Origin of the sequence: Methylobacter tundripaludum SV96 (assembly GCF_000190755.2) — a bacterium.
GTDB classification, from domain to species: domain Bacteria; phylum Pseudomonadota; class Gammaproteobacteria; order Methylococcales; family Methylomonadaceae; genus Methylobacter_A; species Methylobacter_A tundripaludum.
Window position 1 is genome coordinate 1,289,861 of the sequence record NZ_JH109153.1, and the last position, 18,422, is coordinate 1,308,282.

The following is an 18,422-nucleotide window of genomic DNA, read 5'->3' on the forward strand; positions in this document are numbered from 1 at the left end:
TCCCACGCGCTGCGTGGGAATGCATCAGGGACGCGCTGCGTCCTGTAACACCACAGCCGACCGGTGCGGCTGTTCTTGCCCACACGCGGCGCAGCGCGTGGGAACGAGGAAAATTTACGCTAGTTCCCAAGCTCCAGCTTGGGAACTAGCGCTCAAACTGCATGCCGTTAATTAAGCATCACGTTAACTAAACCGCACCCTAAAGAGGTTCAAAATGCTTAAATATATCAGCTTCAAAGCCCGCATACTGCTCGGTTTTCTTGCCATCATCAGTTTGATGACAGTTATTTCTGCATCGAGTTTAATTAATTTATCCAACACAGAACGCGACCTGACCGAAATAAACAACAACCTGCTGCCCAATGCCCTGCTGATGGGACAGATGGCGCGAGACATCGTGCTGGTGCATCAATTCTTATCCGACGTTTCGGCCTCCCATTCTCCTGCGGGCTATGGCGATGCGGAAAAATCCGCCCAGGATTTTAAACAGGGATTGCTGCAGTTCCGCGAGCATATCATGGGCAATTTCGGGAAACTAAAGGAAGTGGATATACTTGAGGCGAACTTCGACCTGTTTTATCAGGACGGCAAACGCATGGCCTTGGCTTATACCAACGAAGGCCCGGAAGCCGGCAGTGCAGTCATGCAAGACTTCGATCACGAGTCGTACAAGTTGTCCTCGCAAATGATCAAGCTCAGGAATACCGAGGTCAACGCCGCCAAGTATCATGTCAATAACATTACCGAAACCACGCATCAGGTATCGACGGTGTTGTGGACCATGTCTCTGGCAATCATCACCCTGGCGCTGGGCATTGCTTTGTTTTTAACCCGCCATCTCAGCAAGCAAATCGGCATCGATCCCTTGTATGCCAAAGGAATCGCCAAAGAAATTGCCAAAGGTGATTTGTCCCGATCCATCCAACTGGAAGCGGACGACAAGGACAGCCTGTTACATGCCATCAAAAACATGCAACAAAAATTGCTCGCCAGCAGAACGGCGGAACATAAAGCGGCTGAAGAAATCCTGCGCATCAAAATAGCGCTGGACAACACCAGCATCGGCATAATGATCGCGGACAATGAACGTAACATCATTTACGCCAACAAATCGGTGGTTAACGCGCTCGGTAAAATAGAGGCGGAGATCCGCAAGCAGATACCCGCCTTCTCAGCCGATGCCCTGATCGGAACCAGCATGGACAGTTTTTACCAAAATCCGTCGCAGCAAGCGACAGTGCTCGCCGCCTTAAGCGGCACCCACAGCGAAGACATCCAGCTGGGCGACCGCACCATCATGGTCGTTGCCAATCCGGTCATCAGCCATCAAGACCAGCGCATCGGCACCGTTACCGAATGGCATGACCGCACCGCCGAGGTCGCCGTGGAAAAAGAAGTGTCCGCCATCGTGGTTGCCGCGGGCATGGGCGATTTTTCCAAGCGTTTTGACTTGCATGACAAGGTAGGCTTTCTGCGCGAACTGGGCGAAGGCCTCAACCAGATGCTGTACACCAGCGAGACCGGCCTCAAGGAAGTGGTGCGCGTACTCGGCGCCCTATCCTGTGGCGACCTGACGGAAACTATCACCAATGACCATCAAGGTACTTTCGGACAACTTAAGGACAACACCAATGCCACGGTAGAAAAACTCAAAAGCATTATTCATCAAATAAAAGAGGCTACCGATTGCATCAACACCGGAGCAAAAGACATTGCTTCCGGCAACAGTGACCTGTCGCACCGCACCGAAGAGCAAGCAGCCAGTCTGGAACAAACCGCCGCCAGCATGGAAGAACTCACCTCCAGCGTGCAACATAACACCGAAAACGCCAAACAAACCAACCTGCTTGCCATCGGCGCGGCCGAAATAGCCGATCAAGGCGGTGCGGTGGTCGGTCAGGTCGTCGCCACCATGAACGATATAAAGGAATCTTCGCTGAAGATTGAAGAGATCATCTCGGTAATAGACGACATCGCCTTCCAGACCAACATTCTCGCTATCAACGCCGCCATAGAAGCCGCCCGCGCCGGCACGCACGGCCAAGGTTTTTCCGTCGTAGCCGGTGAAGTGCGTAACCTTGCGCAACGCGCCGCCGCATCCGCCGGGGAAATCAAAATCCTGATTGAAGACGCGGTAAAAAAGATCGATGACGGCAGCGGACTGGCCGCCCAGGCCGGTAAGACCATGAAAGAGGTTCTCAACTCCATCCGTGGCGTCACCGGCATGATGTCGGAAATAACCGCCGCCTCAGTTGAACAAAGCGCCGGTATCGAACAAGTGAATCTAGCCATCAACCAAATGGATTATGTGACCCAACAGAATGCCGCCTTGGTGGAGCAAGCCGCCGCCGCGGCTGAATCGCTGGAAGAGCAAGCGCAAAATCTGGCCATCACGATAAGCGGTTTTAAAATCGATAATAATCCGGCCGACCGCAACGCTTTTTATGCTGTTGACGCCCCCGTTATAACATCGGAAATTCATCCGTCGCACCCTCATCGGGAACATAAAGAACATGTTATCTGGAACACCATAAGATCTACCGGTAGTAATGCCCTACACAATCTTGAAAACGCAGCAGCGGCCAAATCGAAGCCTCAACAGCTGGCTTTTGCTAATGTCGATTGGGAGGAATTTTAATCATGAAAACGGCTTATGCTGCCCTGACTACCGATGACAACCCGAGTCCTCGCGAGAAAATTATGACCAAAAAACTGAAAAAGAAACTATCAAGCGCAAGGCAGGATCAATATGCCTTAATTAAAAAACAAATCAACGCAATGGGAGCCTTGCATAAGAACGAGGGCAAGCAACATATTTTTAGTACCCAACTGACTCAACTGATCAATACGATTCCTGATGCTATCCTGTTCAAGAATAGAGAAGGACGTAAATTGATCACTCATCAGCTGACCCAAAGTCTCTTTAAACAACTCGACCTTGATTGGTACGGCAAGGCGGATATAACGCCTTCCTTGGCACCCAAAAAGATACGAACCGATTCCAGGATGTCGCTGAAAGCCGAGCTACGCCTTGCGTTAGAAAAACGCCAGCTCATGCTTTACTACCAAACGCAGGTAAACAGCACGCGCCAAGTGCTCGGTGTAGAAGCCCTGCTGCGCTGGGAGCACCCGCAATACGGGCTGATTGCCTCGGATCAATTCATCCCCATCGCGGAACAATCGGACCTGATCCTGCTCATCGATACCTGGGTGCTGCAAACCGCCTGCGCACAACTCAAACAGTGGCAGAGCGACCCGCTTAAACGGGATTTACTGCTTTCCGTCAACATCAGCCCACGTCAATTTTGCCAGCCCAAATTCGTTGAACAATTGCGCCGGATACTGGAGGAAACCGGTATCGACGCGACACGGCTTAGACTGGAACTGACCGAAAGCCTGATGTTGCACGACATCGCCAACACCATCAAAAAAATAAAGGCGCTGAACCTGCTGGGCGTCCGGTTTTCAATGGATAACTTCGGTACCGGTTATTCGTCATTAAGTCATCTTAAGAAATTGCCTCTCGACCAGTTAAAGATCGATCAATTTCTGATGCGCGACATCGCCATCGACGGTTGCGATGCGATCATCGTAAAAACCATCATAGACATGACCCGTAAACTGGGGATCGACGTGATTGCCGAAGGCGTGGAATCCGAACAACAATTTGCTTGCCTAAAACAGCTGGGTTGCTCCGCCTATCAAGGCTACCTGTTTGGCAAGCCGATGCCGTTAAATGAGTTTGAAAAAATGATTAGCTAACCCGACCTACAGAACTTCCCACACCGAATTCCCAAGCTGGAGCTTGGGAACCCGCATAAATTTCAGGACCCAATAATGCCCACCAACAAATTTGTAATCAGCAAACCCAAGCCATCAATCACCAAGCTCCCCGAACAGGGTCGAAAAAAAACGGATTTCATTGACGACTTCAAACAATATTATGTCCATTTACTGGGCCGGGACGAAAACTGCCGGTCGCCCTATTATGCCGGGGAGGCCTTATCACAGGCGATTCGCGACCGTTTGATGGAGCGCTGGAAGGCCACCCATCAAACCTATAAAAGCAATGACTGCCGGCGCGGGTATTATCTGTCGATGGAATTTCTGATGGGTCGGACATTGAGCAATGCCCTGCTTAATCTGGGCGTCACCGAACCCGTTACCCAAGCCATGTACGATCTCGGCATTGCCATCGAAGAGTTGATCAGCAGCGAGCAGGATGCAGGGCTAGGCAATGGCGGTCTCGGCCGCCTCGCCGCTTGCTTTATAGACAGTTGCGCGACCTTGCAACTGCCGGTCATAGGTTACGGTTTACGTTACGAGTACGGCATGTTTACCCAGACTATTGTCAATGGCGAACAGGTCGAAAAGCCCGATCATTGGCTGCGTCACGGCAACGTCTGGGAAATCGAGCGGCTGGAATATTCGCATTCCATTAAATTCGGCGGCCATACCGAAATCCAAACCGATGAAAGCGGCAAGCAACGGCATTGCTGGATGTCCACCAGTAATGTATTGGCCGTACCTTTCGATACGCCGATACCCGGTTATCAAAATGGGACCGTGAACTCATTGCGACTCTGGAAGGCCGTAGCTACCGAAGAATTCAACCTGGACGAGTTTAATGCCGGCGATTATGCCGAAGCCGTCGCGGCAAAAAATACCGCTGAAAATATCACCATGGTGCTGTATCCCAATGATGCCAATGAAAACGGCAAAGAGTTGAGATTACGGCAACAATATTTCCTGGCTTCCGCCAGCTTGCAGGATGTTATTGCCCACTGGACCGGTATGCACGGCGATAATTTCGAACGTTTTGTTGAAAAAAGCTGCTTCCAGCTAAACGACACCCATCCGAGTATTGCGATTGCCGAATTGATGCGCCTGCTGATGGACATGCACGGCTTGAGCTGGGATCAAGCCTGGGCCATCACCAAAAACACCATGGCCTATACCAACCACACCTTGTTGCCCGAGGCGCTGGAAAAATGGCCGGTCAGCCTGATGCAACGGTTATTGCCGCGCCTGATGGAAATCATTTTTGAAATCAATGCCCGCTTTATGGCTGAAGTTGCGATGCATTGGCCCGCCGACGGCGAACGCTTAAGCAGAATGTCCATCATCGAAGAAGGCGATCAGCAGTGGGTAAGAATGGCCCATCTGGCTATCGTCGGCAGTTTTTCCGTGAACGGCGTTGCCCAGTTGCATTCCCAGTTATTGCAACAAGACTTGTTCAAAGACTTTTACGCCTTGTGGCCGCATAAATTCAACAACAAAACCAATGGGGTGACGCCACGGCGCTGGTTAGCCGCCTGCAATCCCGAGTTGGCAAGCCTGATAACGGAAACCATAGGCGACCGCTGGATTACCGATTTATCGCAACTGAAAAGACTGGAACCCTATGCCGAGAATGCCCAATTCAGGCAACGCTGGCATGCCATCAAACAGGCCGCAAAAACAGCGTTTGATCGACTACAAAAAAAATCAAACACGGTACGGAACTGCGTTTTAGCGTCGATGCCTTATTCGATGTGCAGGTTAAGCGCATTCATGAATACAAGCGCCAACTGCTCAATGTATTGCATGTTATTCATCTTTATAACTGCATTAAAAAAGGCGACGCTGACCGAGTGCCACGCTGCGTGTTAATCGGCGGCAAAGCGGCTCCCGGCTATCGCATGGCGAAAAAAACCATCAAACTGATCAACAATGTCGCCCAGGTTATTAATTCGGATCCCGAGGTAGGCGATAAATTGACCTTGCTGTTTTTGCCGGATTACCGCGTTTCGGCAATGGAAAAAATCTGTCCCGGCGCCGATTTGTCCGAACAAATATCCACCGCTGGCAAGGAAGCGTCAGGTACCGGCAACATGAAGCTGATGATGAACGGCGCAATCACCATCGGCACACTGGATGGAGCGAACATTGAAATACGCGAAGAAGTGGGCGATGAAAACTTCTTCCTGTTCGGCTTGACCGAAGAGCAAATCGAAGCCAGACGAGCCCACTACGACCCGCTCGAAATGATCGACCAGGATGAAGACTTGCAACGGGTCATGCATCTGCTGGAATCCGGCTATTTCAACCAGTTCGAGCCGGGCATATTCGACGACCTGATCAACTCGATCAAAAGCCCGCACGACCCCTGGATGACGATTGCCGATTTTAGAAGTTTTGTCGATGCCCAAAAACGCGTTGAAGATGCCTATCGGGATAAAGACCATTGGACCAAAATGAGCATCTTAAATTGCGCGAACAGCGGCAAGTTTTCTACCGACAGGACGATTGGCGAATATAACCGGGATATATGGAAATTAGAACCGCAGCCGGTAAAGGGCGAATAATATTAACCATCGCAGCCGTCTCTCGTTCCCACCCGTTGCGTCACTGCCATTAAGTCAAGCAGCTTAATAAGCGCTAGTGCGCTAGTTCCCAAGCTCCAGCTTCCCGTCTCACGAAGCTGGAGCTTGGGAACCAGCGTATTTCTTAACTTAATGGCAATGACGCGTTGCGCCCCCTAAGACCACAACCGTCGTAAAACCAAGTTTTCCCCTAGCTCTATGCGGCGCAACGCGCCGACACAGCATTCCCTCGCAGCCAGTGTAAGCGAGACTATTTGACCGCCAATCTTAAAAGTAATTACAATGTAGCCATATAATTTAAACGGCGAAGAGGAGGCAACTATGGCCCATTTAATCAAAATCGGAAATTCACAAGGCATCAGAATTCCGCAACCGCTTATTAAACAAGCTAACCTTCAAGATCAGGAGTTTGAAATTCACGTTGTCGATGACGGCTTATTAATCACCCCGATAAAGAAAACCAGACAAGGCTGGGAAGAGCAATTTAAAAGCATTTCAGCCGCTCAAATTAAGCAAGATTTTAATGAAACCCATAGTAATCTTGATCATAGCGCAGAGCTTGCCACCGGCGAGGCGTGGGAATGGTAGTTAATCGATTTGATGTTTACCTAATCGAACTTGACCCAACTATTGGCAGTGAAATTAAAAAAACCAGACCCTGCGTCATAGTTTCACCCAATGAAATGAATTGCCTGAAAACCGTTTTAATCGCCCCCATGACTACCCAAGGGTTTCATGCGCCCTCAAGGGTTAAGCTTCAGTTTCAAGATAAGACCGGGCTGGTTTTGCTGGATCAATTGCGGTCGGTCGATAAGTCCAGGCTGGTTAAAAAGCTGGGGATTATAAATGCCAAAACACAAAAAATGATTTCATCAACTTTAGTTGATATGTTTGAGTTTTAGATTCAACTCGTCAGTGCAATTAACCTAAAAAAATCAGTTGGAACGTGCGGAGTCTGTTCGTGCCGAGCTTGTCGAAGCATGAGCGGATTCCACACCTGGGAGCATTCCAAACCCCGCTCACCCCAGTCGACAAGGCTCTCCTGAGTACAGCCGAAGGACTCAGGACAGGCTTCGACTAGATTCAAGGCAAACGGAGTTTGGAGTGCTCAAGTGATTTTTCCAGGATTAATAATGTCCGTCTCGAACGGCTAACTTCGCCGGAATCCCACCCTTCGGCTTCAAAGTTACCGCCATTTCAATTTCGGCTTCATCCGTACCAAGCAACTGCCAATCAAAATGCTGAATGATCATGCTTAACAAAAGCTGGCTTTCCAGTAACGCAAAATGATTGCCGATACAGATGCGCTCGCCCGTTCCAAATGGCATGAATGAAAACCTGCGATTTTCAGCGTTTAAAAAGCGGTCGGGATCGAACTGTTCAGGCTGTTGCCAGAAATCCGGGTGATGGTGAATATTGTAAATACTGAACATCGCCAGCCTGCCTTGTTTTAATAAATGGCCGTCAAGCTCGGTATCTCTGCTGATCCGGCGCATCATAATGCCGACCGGCGGACGCAGACGCATCGATTCATTCAGCACAGCTCTGGTATAGACAAGCTGCTGCAAGTCTTCTGCCGTTAGGATTTTGCCTTGCACTAAGGTATCGAGTTCTTGACGCAATTTAGCCAGTACCTCCGGATGCCGGGCCAGTAAATACAACGTCCAGGATAGCAAATTGGCAGTGGTTTCATGACCGGCGGTAAAAATGGTAATGACTTCATCTCGAATCTGTTTGTCGGACATAAGTTCGCCATTGTCATCGCTCGCGTTCAGCAACATATCCAATAAATCGTGGTGTGCTGCTGGTTGGGCGCGGCGTTGCTCGGTTATCCCGTAAATAACATCATCTACTACCGCGCTTGCCGCATTAAATTCCCGATTGGCTGTAGTGGGTATAAATAACGGCATGCGTAAAGGATTCATGACCGATTTGGCCGCATACCGGAGCAGCGTGTCTAAAGCAGGCGCAATGTGTTCGATCTTATCGAGGACGCTGGTGCTGAACATGGTTTGAGTAATTACTTCAAGCGTTACCTGCATCATTTCATCAGCGAGATTAACTTGCGCCCCGTCGCCTAATAGCCGCCATCTGGCTAATAAGTTATTGCCGGCAGTGACAATTTTCGGGAGTAAAGATGCCAAATTACTCCTCTGGAAAACCGGCTGCATTAACCGCCGCTGTCTTTGCCATAGCCCGCCCTGACTGGTCACTAACCCTTGCCCCAACACCAATGCGAGACCGGTTGGTTTTTTAGGATCATACATTTTGACAAAGGTATCGCTTTGTTTGATTAAAGCCTGTTCGATCAGCTTTGGGTGGCTGATTAAGTAAAAATGACGAGTTGCCAATCTAAAACTCACTAAATCGCCATAATCACGCTGCCAGTCACAAAGCGCTTGAAATGGATCAGCCTTCATCTGGCGTAGATTGCCTAATAGGAATTCGCCTTTGATTTTTGGGATTGTTTTGTTTTGAGACATGATCAACGCGGTTAGTTTCGTAGATTGGCCCCCGCCCTATTCACCCATACCGTGGAGTATCTGAGGCTTAGAGCCTGCATACACAAGGAAGGTAGGTGCATGTGCAGGGTCGGGAACCGATAAATAGTCTACTTTCTTTAACTCATTCAGACAAACCCATATGACAATCAGTAAAATTAAAAAAATGATCATGAGTCAAAGCTATCGCTCCAAGCGGGCATTGATGTCGGTTCTGAAGAATTGGTTCTGGTTATCCGCAAGAATAATAAGCCATTCGACCCACAAAAATTCACCAACAGCCTAGCTGACCGCGCCCGATTGGTTAAGAAGCTGGTCAAGTTGCCGGGCATCATCGTCTGCCTGGAAGCCACGGGGATCTAAGTAGTTACGCAAAAGTTATTTGGAATTTTTTACCGATGTCACTCAGGATTTCCAACACCCACTTTTTCAAGTGTCCGTAACTTTGATAGGCATCAAGCGGCAACCATTCGTACTTAACTTTACGCCAGAGTATTTCGATCAGGTTCAGCTCCGGGCTGTAAGGCGGAAGAAAATGTAAGTACACACCACGTTGTTGCCAGCCCGCCAGCTTTTCTTTGAATACGCCGCTACGATGAATGGAAGCATTATCCAACACCACACAGCACGGCACTTTAGTTTCTTCGTACTTGCCTGCATACGTTTCGACAAACGCATCAAAGGCATTGACAACCGTATCCGTTGTCACCGATTGTTCGGAGCTGTGGAAAAACAGATCATTGCTGCGACTCAAAAAACCTAACACATTCATGCGCTTGCTACGATAGCAGGGTATTTGTCGGGTCTCGCCAATCCGTTGCCATCCATAGGGTACACAGGGTGTCGTGCTAAATCCGGATTCGTCAAAGTAGTAAAGCTTCAATTCCCCATCATCCTCTTGCTGTTTCAAGGCCTTCAGATATGCCTTATCACGTTGGAAATCTGCTTCATTACGCTTTCCCTTCACTGATTGCCGACAACGTTTCCAGGCATAGGCACTTTTTTTAAAATTCGTTTAAAGGTGTCAAGGCTGGCTTCCTTGCCCGTCTCCTCCAGCAATCGTGCTGCGGCGGCCTTGGGCTGGTGTGGGTTTTTGTCAATATAGCCCAGAAAATCGGCTTGTTCCTCAACCGTGAAGCGCACAGGCCTACCGCTTCGTGGACAATCGTAAAGCCCTATTAATCCCTCTGTTTCCCATTTGTCTAACCATGAGCTGACAGTCTCATGCTGGGACTCAAACAATTCGCTCAGCCGTGCAATTACATACCTTCTATTATTCAATAAGATAGCATGTGCCCGTTGTCTAACCCGGAATAATGAGTGGTTACGATAGGCTTCGGTTAACGTTACTTCCTCTTCCGGGGTCAGTTTGGCGATGAATTTCAGGTGGACTCCTAATTTTTGTCTGTTATTGCAATCGTTTCCAGTTTGACACAATAAATTTACTTCCTAATAACTTTCGCATTACTACTTACCACTTTGATTTGGCAGTCGCTCTGCATGATGCAGGCGTGTTGCTGATGGTGGTTAACCCAAAAGCTTCTCATAATTTTGCTAAGGTGTTGATGAGAAATAGCAAAACGGATGCTGTCGATGCCAACACCTTGGCCGAATACGCCGCGAGAATGGACTTCGTGGCTTGGACTCGCCCAACCAATGAGACGATAGCTCTTCGCTGTTTCTCCCGCAGAATTAATTCGTTAACCGGCCAAAAAGCGGCAGCCAAGAATCATTTGCATGCCCTAACAGCGACTCAGGAAACCCCAAAAGCCGTATTGCGCGACGCTAAACTGGCTATCATTCAATTGCAAAAACGAATCGACCGCTTAACGGCTGAGGCGCTGGTTTTGATCGGCAAATATCCCGAACTCGAACGGGTGCTGGAGTTACTGACCGGCATCACAGGCATTGCCAATACCAGCGCCATTGCGCTCATGGGCGAACTGTTATTGTTGCCGCCAGACCTTTCCCATCGGGAGTGGGTGAAGTTTGCAGGACTCGATCCCAAGGCTTTCGACTCCGGGAAAAGTGTCCACAAGAAGACGCGTGTATCCAAAGCCGGTAACCGTTATATTCGCGCAGCCCTTTATATGCCTGCCTTAAGTGCTAAACAGCATGATCCGCATGTCAGTGCTTATTTCCAGCATCTGGTGGTGACTAACGGCAAAGAAAAAATGCAGGCTCTCTGCGCGGTCATGCGTAAATTACTCCATGCTATCCACGGTATGTTGAAGCATGATGTGCCTTTCGATAATACCCGTTTTTATGCAATTCCGGCATCTGTCGGATAGCTAAAAACCAATGAAATCAGTTTGACTTTAAACAGAGTATCTACGGTACTAAAAAAACCATACCAATTATATGTGACAATATGTCGCATTATCATTTTTCCGGCGCGTTGATAGCATATCGACATGCGCTCATACTTACCTTCAAACTCGGTAAGGGGGAGCTTAATCGTCTATTAGGCTCCCTTTTTTTAGCCCTATAGGATAGGGTACGTTGTATCGCCCCTCTTTCATCCCGAACTTTATCTATCCGCTTTACAGCAACCGGATAAGCGGTTTAAGCTGCTACACAAACACTTAGAGCCGAACCGGCTATGCTTCCCCGTTCGAAAGGTTTTGCGTTGATTAGCGTTGTCATTAAGATCAGGCATTGTAAGACGTAAGTTTAGGCCTTGGCTTAATTGAATGAAATGTTAAGCGAGCAATTTATCGCAGTCTGCATGGTTGCCAATCCAAACACTGTACACCTTGGTCAATAAGTGCCTGAGAGACACCGTCATTCCGGCAGGGATTGCCGGGCCCGTTAGAGCGCGAAGCGAATCCAGACTACATGGACGTACGCAACTCACCATCCATGGCACTGGATACCCGCTTCCCGGCGGCTATGACGAGTTATTTGTATACTTGCGTATAAAGATGAGAGCTAACGCAAGGAGACCCGGTTTAGCAATCCACCCTTAGTAAAACAGCAAAGGTACAGATGAAAAAGATACTGGTAACGGGTGCAACCGGGCAACTCGGCTCGGAGTTAACGATAACCTTGCGCAATCGATACGGCGCCGAAAATGTGTTGGCCACCGATAAAAAACCGGCCTTGAGCGAACCGGGACCGTTTTACTGTCTGGATGTGCGCGATATGTCGACACTCAATCAAGTCGTAGAATCCAATAACATTGATACGATCTTCCATCTCGCCGCATTGCTTTCCGCTGTTGCGGAACAAAAGCCGCAGCAGGCCTGGGACATCAATATGAACGGTCTAATCAATGTACTGGAAATTTCCAGAATGCACCACTGTGCGCTGTTCTTCCCCAGTTCCATAGCCGCCTTCGGCACAGAAACCCCGTCTATGGACACGCCGCAGGATACCATCCAACGACCGACGACCATTTACGGCATCACCAAAGTTTCAGGTGAGCTGCTGTGCGATTATTATCATCGTCACTTTGGCGTCGATGCCCGCGGTTTAAGGTATCCGGGGCTGATTTCCAGCAAAACCAAGCCGGGCGGAGGCACGACCGATTATGCGGTGGATATTTTTTATGCGGCGATTAAATCGCAACATTATGAGTGTTTCCTTCGGGCCGATACGCAACTGGATATGATGTATATGCCTGACGCTATTGATGCCGCTATTACCTTGATGACCGCGGACAGTACGCAGCTAAAGCACAGAAACGCGTTTAATGTGACGGCCATGAGTTTTACCCCGCAGCAGTTAGCGGCGGAAATACAAGAACACATTCCTGAATTCACCATCACTTACCGCGTCGATCCATTACGACAGGCGATTGCCGATTCCTGGCCCAGACACATGAACGATAGCGCCGCCAAAGCCGAATGGGGTTGGCGGGCTCAATTCGGTTTACAGGCAATGGTCAAGAACATGCTGGAAAAAATTGCGCTCAACTAATAACCGGAGGCGTTTATGTCACTGAAAAAACTGGAACCGCTGTTAACCGACAAATTAGCCGAATTACAGCAACAGGGTCTATGCAAGGGTAATGAAAAAGTCGTTACCGGCATGAAAGCCGCCGCTGATGGTTTCGGCCCCCGCTATTTTCTTGAAGGATTCGGGGACAAGGCTTTCTTGCGCATGAATTCCAATTCCTATCTCGGACTGGCGATGCATCCGCTGGTTATCAAAGCGGAAGCCGCAGCCGCTGAAAAATTCGGCACCGGCCCCGGAGCGGTTCGTTTTATCAGCGGCACTTACCGGCCGCATATTGAACTGGAACAACAGCTGGCGGAATTTCATGGACGCGAATCGGCAATGCTGTTCAGTTCCGCTTATACGACGATGACGGGCGTCTTGCCTCAGTTTATTTCCGCCGACACTTTAGTTGTCAGCGATGCGCTGAATCACAACTGCATTATCAATGCGATACGGTTATCCCATCCCGCAAGTAAAGAAATTTATGCTCATGCCGACATTGATGCCCTGGACAAAATCCTTGAAGCCTACAAAGGCCGGGTCAAACGCGTTTGCTTGGTTACTGACGGGATTTTCAGTATGCGCGGCGATTACGCCCATCTCGGCAAAATAAGCGCCTGCTGTAAACGGCACGAAGATGCGTATGAACAAGGGATTATTAGCATTGTCGATGATTCTCACGGCGTTGGCGCCTTTGGCCAAACCGGCCGCGGTACCGAAGAATATACCCAGGGCAAAGCGGATATTTTAATTGCTACGCTCGGTAAAACCTTTGGCGTAAATGGCGGCTATGTCGTTTCCAGTTCGACAGTGATAGCTTATTTACGGGAAACCTCGCCGTTTTATATTTATTCGAATCCGATTACGCCTGCCGAGGCGGCTGCGGCCGGCGCTGCTTTAGACGTCGTGTCCAGTAATGATGGCTTGCGCTTGCTGGATAAACTGCGGGTATTTAGCCTCCGTCTTAGATCGGGACTTGAAGATCTGGGCTTTGAAACCTTACCGGGCGAACATCCTATCATCCCCATCCTGATCAGGAATACCGAAAAAACAACCGCGTTGGTCGCGCATTTACTGGCGAATAATATCCTGGTTACCGGCCTGAATTACCCGGTTGTCCCTCAAGGCGAACAGGAAATCAGGTTACAGGTATCGGCCGAGCATACCGAAAAAGATTTAGACTGTTTATTGGCAAAACTGGCTGATTTCAGGCAATAGCCAAACTCTCTCGACCTGTTGATTGACCTCAATGCGCCAGGTAATTCATGATCTTGCAAAATCATCCTATTTGAGAATATTATTTTATGAATGCTACAAGATAAGGTTGGAGGTATTTTTTTACTATGTCAGCTATTTATCCCTTACTTGGTTTTACTCACCCCTTGAGTTCAATAACTCACCTGTTAGGCGCAATATTTTTTACTTATCAGGCCATCCCCATGATTCGAAGGGGAAAAGGGTCGAGCATTCGCCTCATCTCACTGGCTGTATTTTCCGGTTCCTGTATTTTTTTATTGCTGGTCAGTGGTGTTTATCATCTGTTGACGACAACCGGAGCACCGCATACGGTTTTTCAACGACTCGACCATGCGGCTATTTTTCTAGTCATCGCAGGCACATTTACGCCCATACACTGTATTCTTTTTACCGGATTTTTAAGGTGGGGATTTCTCGCTATCGTTTGGGTTCTGGCCGTCAGCGGTCTTATCGTAAAAACAATTTTTTTTACATCAATACCGGAGTGGTTAGGTTTGTCTTTCTTTTTGGGGCTTGGCTGGATGGGACTCTTAATGGGGTTTCATCTTTGGCGAAGATATGGCTTTGCTTTTATCCGGCCGCTGGTGCTTGGCGGCATTTTCTATACGGTAGGGGCAATTATTGAATACCACCAAAGATTGACAATACTTCCCGGCATAATCGGCCCTCATGAGATTTTGCATATCGCCGTGCTTTTGGGGATAGGTTTTCAGTGGTGGTTTATTGTCAAGGCACTGGATCGGGTCCCGATTTTTGAATAACGTGATGAGTAAATCAGCTCCATACCGGCACGGACAGCCTGAATAACGACCATTAAAAACAACCTTTTCCAGCACTACATAACAAACCGCTGTAGGTTCAGCCATTTCCGGCGCATACTTGACTCCGATACAGAAGTATCGAACAGCGCTTTCACGTTTGGCGCGTCCCCGAAGTGATTGGATCGCCTTCAAGTTCTGATACGCGATATAAAAGCTTTAGTTCCTCACAGCGCGCGAGCCGCCCCCTATCCTCAAAAATCATTTGGCATTAAAAAATACTTGGAGCTTTGGTAATGTAAGGCATTCAGCTCAATAGCGGATTCACCTGATATAGGTAATCGCGCTTATTGATCGAAAAAGTTGAACTTCCTATCCTATAGACACTCGTACAACACCAACCGATTTTCCAGGATTACTTAAATTAAAATAGGAAAGTGAACATGAAAAGAATAAATCTAGCGGCAATATTATTGATTTTATCCGTATTTACCAGCGCTGTTTATGCCGATATTACCCTGCAATCCAAAGAAGAAGTAGAGGGTACTTGGAAGCTGCAATCCACCAAAAACTCTTTAACCGATAAAGAAGCCATCCCTAGGGAAGATACCTGGATATTTAAAGGCGGCAAAGTAACGATCTTGCATATTCCGCGCGAAGGCAAATTCTATGATCAACCGCCGGTAAATTACGAAATAGAAGACGGTAAATTAAAAGTCGCGCTGGTGGGCAGTAACAGGTTTGACGTGTTTTCTTTAGTTGAAAAAGACGACAAGAGCATGACCCTAAAAGGAAAATTCGGCGGCTATTATTACTTTGTTAAAAAGTAGTCTTAGCGAATTTAAAGTGGCGAGGGATTATCCCTTCGTCACAATTCGTAGTTGTCAGTCATGTAGAGCTCACGACAAATCCTCCGGTGCAAAATACCGCCGCTTATGAACCGCCAGAATCTTGACCGGATTACATGGACGTATTTAAGCTCGCCATCCATGGCACCGGATTCGGCAACTGCTCCTGCGTCGCCTAAAAGCGCCTACTGTTGGTGCTCTGCCTCCTGCATAATCCACAGGGATGTGGTGAATGCAGATATTGCATAAGGCCATGGATGGCCTGTAGTAGAGCAATGCAGGAGCAATTGCCGAGGAGCGAATATCTGTCCATGCAGTCGACCCGCTTCCCGGCGCCGCGAGCCTTCATTTGATGTTTAGCGCCTAACCTCACACATACGGCGTGCCATCTCTGTGGACGAACGTCCACTTCCCCTCAACGAGCAAGGCTTTGAGGTCGTCATCGGGATAGCTGCCTTCGTCTCCCGGCGTTCTGTCGCCGACTTCGAGGTACACAACTTCCTCTGTGGTTTCATTGACCAAGCGGTGTCCATTACCAGTGTCCGCCTTGAAACCTGCGCACATTCCAGGAGAGAGCTGGGTTCGGCCTTCGTCGGTGTGTAGTGTTGGCCGACCTTGGAGGATATAGACAAACTCGTCTTGTTTGGTGTGAGCATGACGAAGAGCCGAAACTGCGTTAGGTGCCAGACGGGTTAGGTTTACGCCAAAGTTTGTGAGGCCAAAAAGATCGCCAAGGGGGTGTTTGTCCCTGCCCGCCATGCGCGATGCGAAAGGCTCAGGATAGACGGATGGCTTAATGCGTACCGGCACCTCGGCTGCGGTAACGGCGATTGGCTTCGATTTTTCTGACATGCAAACCTCGCAGATGAAGGGTAACGTGATATATACAACATCAATTATCATATAAAAATCTAATTCGTCGTATATTCCTCTTAAATCTGTAGGGCAGTTTAGCGCTAGCCTCCCCGGTAACACAGCCGGTTGCAGTTGCGGCGAATCCCCTTACAGCGTTACGGATTACGCCTTGCCGGATTAAAGCGTCCAGCGATAAAGTTAAAACATATCCTCCGTAACATAAATTTCGTGTCCTGAAATAGCCACCCCAATGCCTTGTTGGTCGTAGTTCGGAGACAGGATGTTTTTTCGATGCGGCGGACTGTCCATCCACCCTTGCACGGTCGATTGCGCAATTTCTTGCTGCGTTTTCCAGACGTATTCTTTTTTTACCGCGACACCGTTTTCTTTAATCGTAACGACCTTGTCGTAAAGATTATTCATAAAGATATTTTCACCCGGACCGATTATCCAGGTATTAGAATCGTGTTGCTTTTTCTTGTTCCATCCCAGATTTTTAGCTCGCTCGACGGGACCTTCCCCCTGCAAATTCGTGTGATTAAAAAAATGAAAGCTCGCCATGTCGCTGCTATGCTTGCGGGCGATGGCGGCAAGTAACTCATCCCTATCCAATTGGGATAATCCGTGATTTTGCCGCACCCGGTTTATCTGTTGATGAATTTGGCGTTCAAGTTCAGCAGCCCTTATATCCGGCGGCGCGCCAATATCGGCTGCTACCGGATAATGAGCAAGGCCGAGGTAAACAATGAGCATGGATAAAATTCGTTTCATAATCTTGATTCAGGAATAGCGAGTCGATAAAGAAAAAATAGCGGGATATTCGGAAAAAAGCAAAAAAGCATCGGGTTGCCGAACTTTCACATTCAAGTGCCTCGATTCCAGCCCCCTGCCAGAATAACGCTGAGCGCGGCGCGTGAGACCGAGACAATACACAGGTGCAGGATTGGTGCATACCAAGTGTTTATACGTATTGTGTGCTTAGTTTACGACCTGATAGTCTAACTAAAAATTGCATACATTTTAAACTGAGTTCATTAATTATCATGTAGATAGAAAGATATTGATATTCAATCATTTTTCACCAACGTTATCCAATAACCACAACAAAGGCTATTTTTTATGAATATTACCAAAAACACAGCGCTAAGTTTATTACTGGCTTTCTCTTTAGGTTCAACCTGCGTTATCGCTTATGCGGAAGGAGCCGACAAAAGTTCCGTTAACAGCCCAAACGAAACTATCATGCATATCGAAAAAGCTATAGTCGAAATCAGCCATCGCGATTTCATGCCGCCCAGCGAGCATTTAAAAGCGGCGCGTACGGCCTCCGAGAAAGTAACGGGAAATCCGGACATCGTCAAAAATGCCAACGCGAGCATCATTCAGGCGCAAATCAAAGCAAACCAGTTTGATATAAAAGGTGCTACGGACGAGTTGAATAAGACGCTGGAGCTATATAAGTCGCTTAAATCAGAGTAGCCCTGTAAGCAAACCGCCAATCAGCACATAATGCCGATGACAGCGGATCGCAGTTGCGGTGGCTTGCTAATGGCGAATCCACACTACAAATGATCCGCCTTATAGCGTTTAAAGAAACAATGCTTTATTTCCTCATTGATCTTTTGAATTTTCTATCCAATTTGTTATTGGCATCTTGAGATAATTGAGCGGCCCGGTTAGCTGCAACTTCTGCGGCTCCCGCCTTTGCAGCCGCATCAGCAGCTGTAGTTTGCGCACTGGCAGCGTCGGCCGATGCTTGCTTAACAGAACCATCCAAGCCATTAACTTGCGACTGTAAATCTTCAACATCTGAATTAGTTGCGCAAGCCGTAACCAGGCTAAAAGCTAGAACAATCATTGATAGCTTTATTACTTTTTTCATATTATTTTTCCTTA

General features: G+C 48.3%; 18 protein-coding genes. 12 read left to right on the forward strand and 6 right to left on the reverse strand.

Annotated features, from left to right (window positions below; genetic code table 11):
* Window positions 1-214 precede the first annotated feature (214 nt).
* From METTU_RS21940 to METTU_RS18580, 6 genes are all read left to right on the forward strand, one after another.
* Window positions 215-2,638, forward strand: a complete 2,424-nt coding sequence (locus METTU_RS21940; protein WP_006893492.1) for a methyl-accepting chemotaxis protein — start codon at window positions 215-217, stop codon at window positions 2,636-2,638.
* 2 nt (window positions 2,639-2,640) lie between these two features.
* The gene (locus tag METTU_RS18565) at window positions 2,641-3,762 is read left to right on the forward strand and encodes a putative bifunctional diguanylate cyclase/phosphodiesterase (protein ID WP_006893493.1); all 1,122 of its coding nucleotides are present in this window, start codon (window positions 2,641-2,643) and stop codon (window positions 3,760-3,762) included.
* A 75-nt stretch (window positions 3,763-3,837) separates the two neighbouring features.
* Window positions 3,838-5,652, forward strand: coding sequence for a glycogen/starch/alpha-glucan family phosphorylase (gene glgP / locus METTU_RS18570; RefSeq protein WP_254258039.1), 1,815 nt, complete (start codon window positions 3,838-3,840; stop codon window positions 5,650-5,652).
* A complete protein-coding gene (locus tag METTU_RS24680; RefSeq protein ID WP_254258041.1) occupies window positions 5,535-6,347 on the forward strand; it encodes a glycogen/starch/alpha-glucan phosphorylase in 813 nt (270 codons plus the stop codon). The genes glgP and METTU_RS24680 overlap by 118 nt, the downstream gene beginning before the upstream one ends.
* A 339-nt stretch (window positions 6,348-6,686) precedes the next feature.
* Window positions 6,687-6,953, forward strand: coding sequence for an AbrB/MazE/SpoVT family DNA-binding domain-containing protein (locus METTU_RS18575; protein WP_006893496.1), 267 nt, complete (start codon window positions 6,687-6,689; stop codon window positions 6,951-6,953).
* Entirely contained in the window at window positions 6,947-7,267 is a 321-nt protein-coding gene (locus tag METTU_RS18580) for a type II toxin-antitoxin system PemK/MazF family toxin (RefSeq protein ID WP_006893498.1), read from the forward strand. Before METTU_RS18575 ends, METTU_RS18580 begins: the two co-directional genes overlap by 7 nt.
* A 225-nt stretch (window positions 7,268-7,492) precedes the next feature.
* Here the strand turns inward: METTU_RS18580 and METTU_RS18585 are convergent, their stop codons facing one another.
* The 3 genes from METTU_RS18585 to METTU_RS24690 form a co-directional block, all read right to left on the reverse strand.
* Entirely contained in the window at window positions 7,493-8,848 is a 1,356-nt protein-coding gene (locus tag METTU_RS18585) for a cytochrome P450 (RefSeq protein WP_006893499.1), read from the reverse strand.
* A gap of 385 nt (window positions 8,849-9,233) precedes the next feature.
* Window positions 9,234-9,833, reverse strand: a complete 600-nt coding sequence (locus METTU_RS24685; protein WP_050897802.1) for an IS630 family transposase — start codon at window positions 9,831-9,833, stop codon at window positions 9,234-9,236.
* The gene (locus tag METTU_RS24690) at window positions 9,830-10,303 is read right to left on the reverse strand and encodes a helix-turn-helix domain-containing protein (RefSeq protein WP_254258050.1); all 474 of its coding nucleotides are present in this window, start codon (window positions 10,301-10,303) and stop codon (window positions 9,830-9,832) included. The genes METTU_RS24685 and METTU_RS24690 overlap by 4 nt, the downstream gene beginning before the upstream one ends.
* Before the next feature lie 26 nt (window positions 10,304-10,329).
* Between METTU_RS24690 and METTU_RS18600 the strand changes: the two genes are divergently transcribed.
* The 5 genes from METTU_RS18600 (at window position 10,330) to METTU_RS18620 (ending at window position 15,653) form a co-directional block, all read left to right on the forward strand.
* A complete protein-coding gene (locus METTU_RS18600; RefSeq protein WP_302050605.1) occupies window positions 10,330-11,157 on the forward strand; it encodes a transposase in 828 nt (275 codons plus the stop codon).
* A 697-nt stretch (window positions 11,158-11,854) separates the two neighbouring features.
* Window positions 11,855-12,787: an NAD-dependent epimerase/dehydratase family protein gene (locus METTU_RS18605; RefSeq protein ID WP_006893501.1), complete on the forward strand. Its 933-nt coding sequence runs from the start codon at window positions 11,855-11,857 to the stop codon at window positions 12,785-12,787.
* A gap of 15 nt (window positions 12,788-12,802) precedes the next feature.
* The gene (locus METTU_RS18610; RefSeq protein WP_006893503.1) at window positions 12,803-14,026 is read left to right on the forward strand and encodes an aminotransferase class I/II-fold pyridoxal phosphate-dependent enzyme; all 1,224 of its coding nucleotides are present in this window, start codon (window positions 12,803-12,805) and stop codon (window positions 14,024-14,026) included.
* A 125-nt stretch (window positions 14,027-14,151) separates the two neighbouring features.
* Window positions 14,152-14,826, forward strand: coding sequence for a PAQR family membrane homeostasis protein TrhA (trhA, locus tag METTU_RS18615; RefSeq protein WP_006893505.1), 675 nt, complete (start codon window positions 14,152-14,154; stop codon window positions 14,824-14,826).
* A 440-nt stretch (window positions 14,827-15,266) separates the two neighbouring features.
* A complete protein-coding gene (locus METTU_RS18620) occupies window positions 15,267-15,653 on the forward strand; it encodes a hypothetical protein (RefSeq protein ID WP_006893506.1) in 387 nt (128 codons plus the stop codon).
* 387 nt (window positions 15,654-16,040) lie between these two features.
* On the opposite strand, the gene METTU_RS18625 is transcribed toward METTU_RS18620, so the two are convergent.
* The gene (locus tag METTU_RS18625; RefSeq protein ID WP_006893507.1) at window positions 16,041-16,523 is read right to left on the reverse strand and encodes a cupin domain-containing protein; all 483 of its coding nucleotides are present in this window, start codon (window positions 16,521-16,523) and stop codon (window positions 16,041-16,043) included.
* 201 nt (window positions 16,524-16,724) lie between these two features.
* Entirely contained in the window at window positions 16,725-17,297 is a 573-nt protein-coding gene (locus METTU_RS18630; RefSeq protein WP_006893508.1) for a CAP domain-containing protein, read from the reverse strand.
* Window positions 17,298-17,645: 348 nt separating this feature from the next.
* Here METTU_RS18630 and METTU_RS18635 point away from each other — a divergent pair, with 348 nt between their 5' ends.
* Window positions 17,646-18,005 (forward strand): hypothetical protein, encoded by a 360-nt coding sequence (locus METTU_RS18635; protein ID WP_006893509.1) that lies wholly within the window; start codon window positions 17,646-17,648, stop codon window positions 18,003-18,005.
* A gap of 124 nt (window positions 18,006-18,129) precedes the next feature.
* Here METTU_RS18635 and METTU_RS18640 read toward each other — a convergent pair whose 3' ends face one another.
* Window positions 18,130-18,408 carry an Lpp/OprI family alanine-zipper lipoprotein gene (locus METTU_RS18640; RefSeq protein ID WP_006893510.1) on the reverse strand — a complete coding sequence of 93 codons (279 nt, stop codon included), beginning with the start codon at window positions 18,406-18,408 and terminating at the stop codon, window positions 18,130-18,132.
* Window positions 18,409-18,422 lie beyond the last annotated feature (14 nt).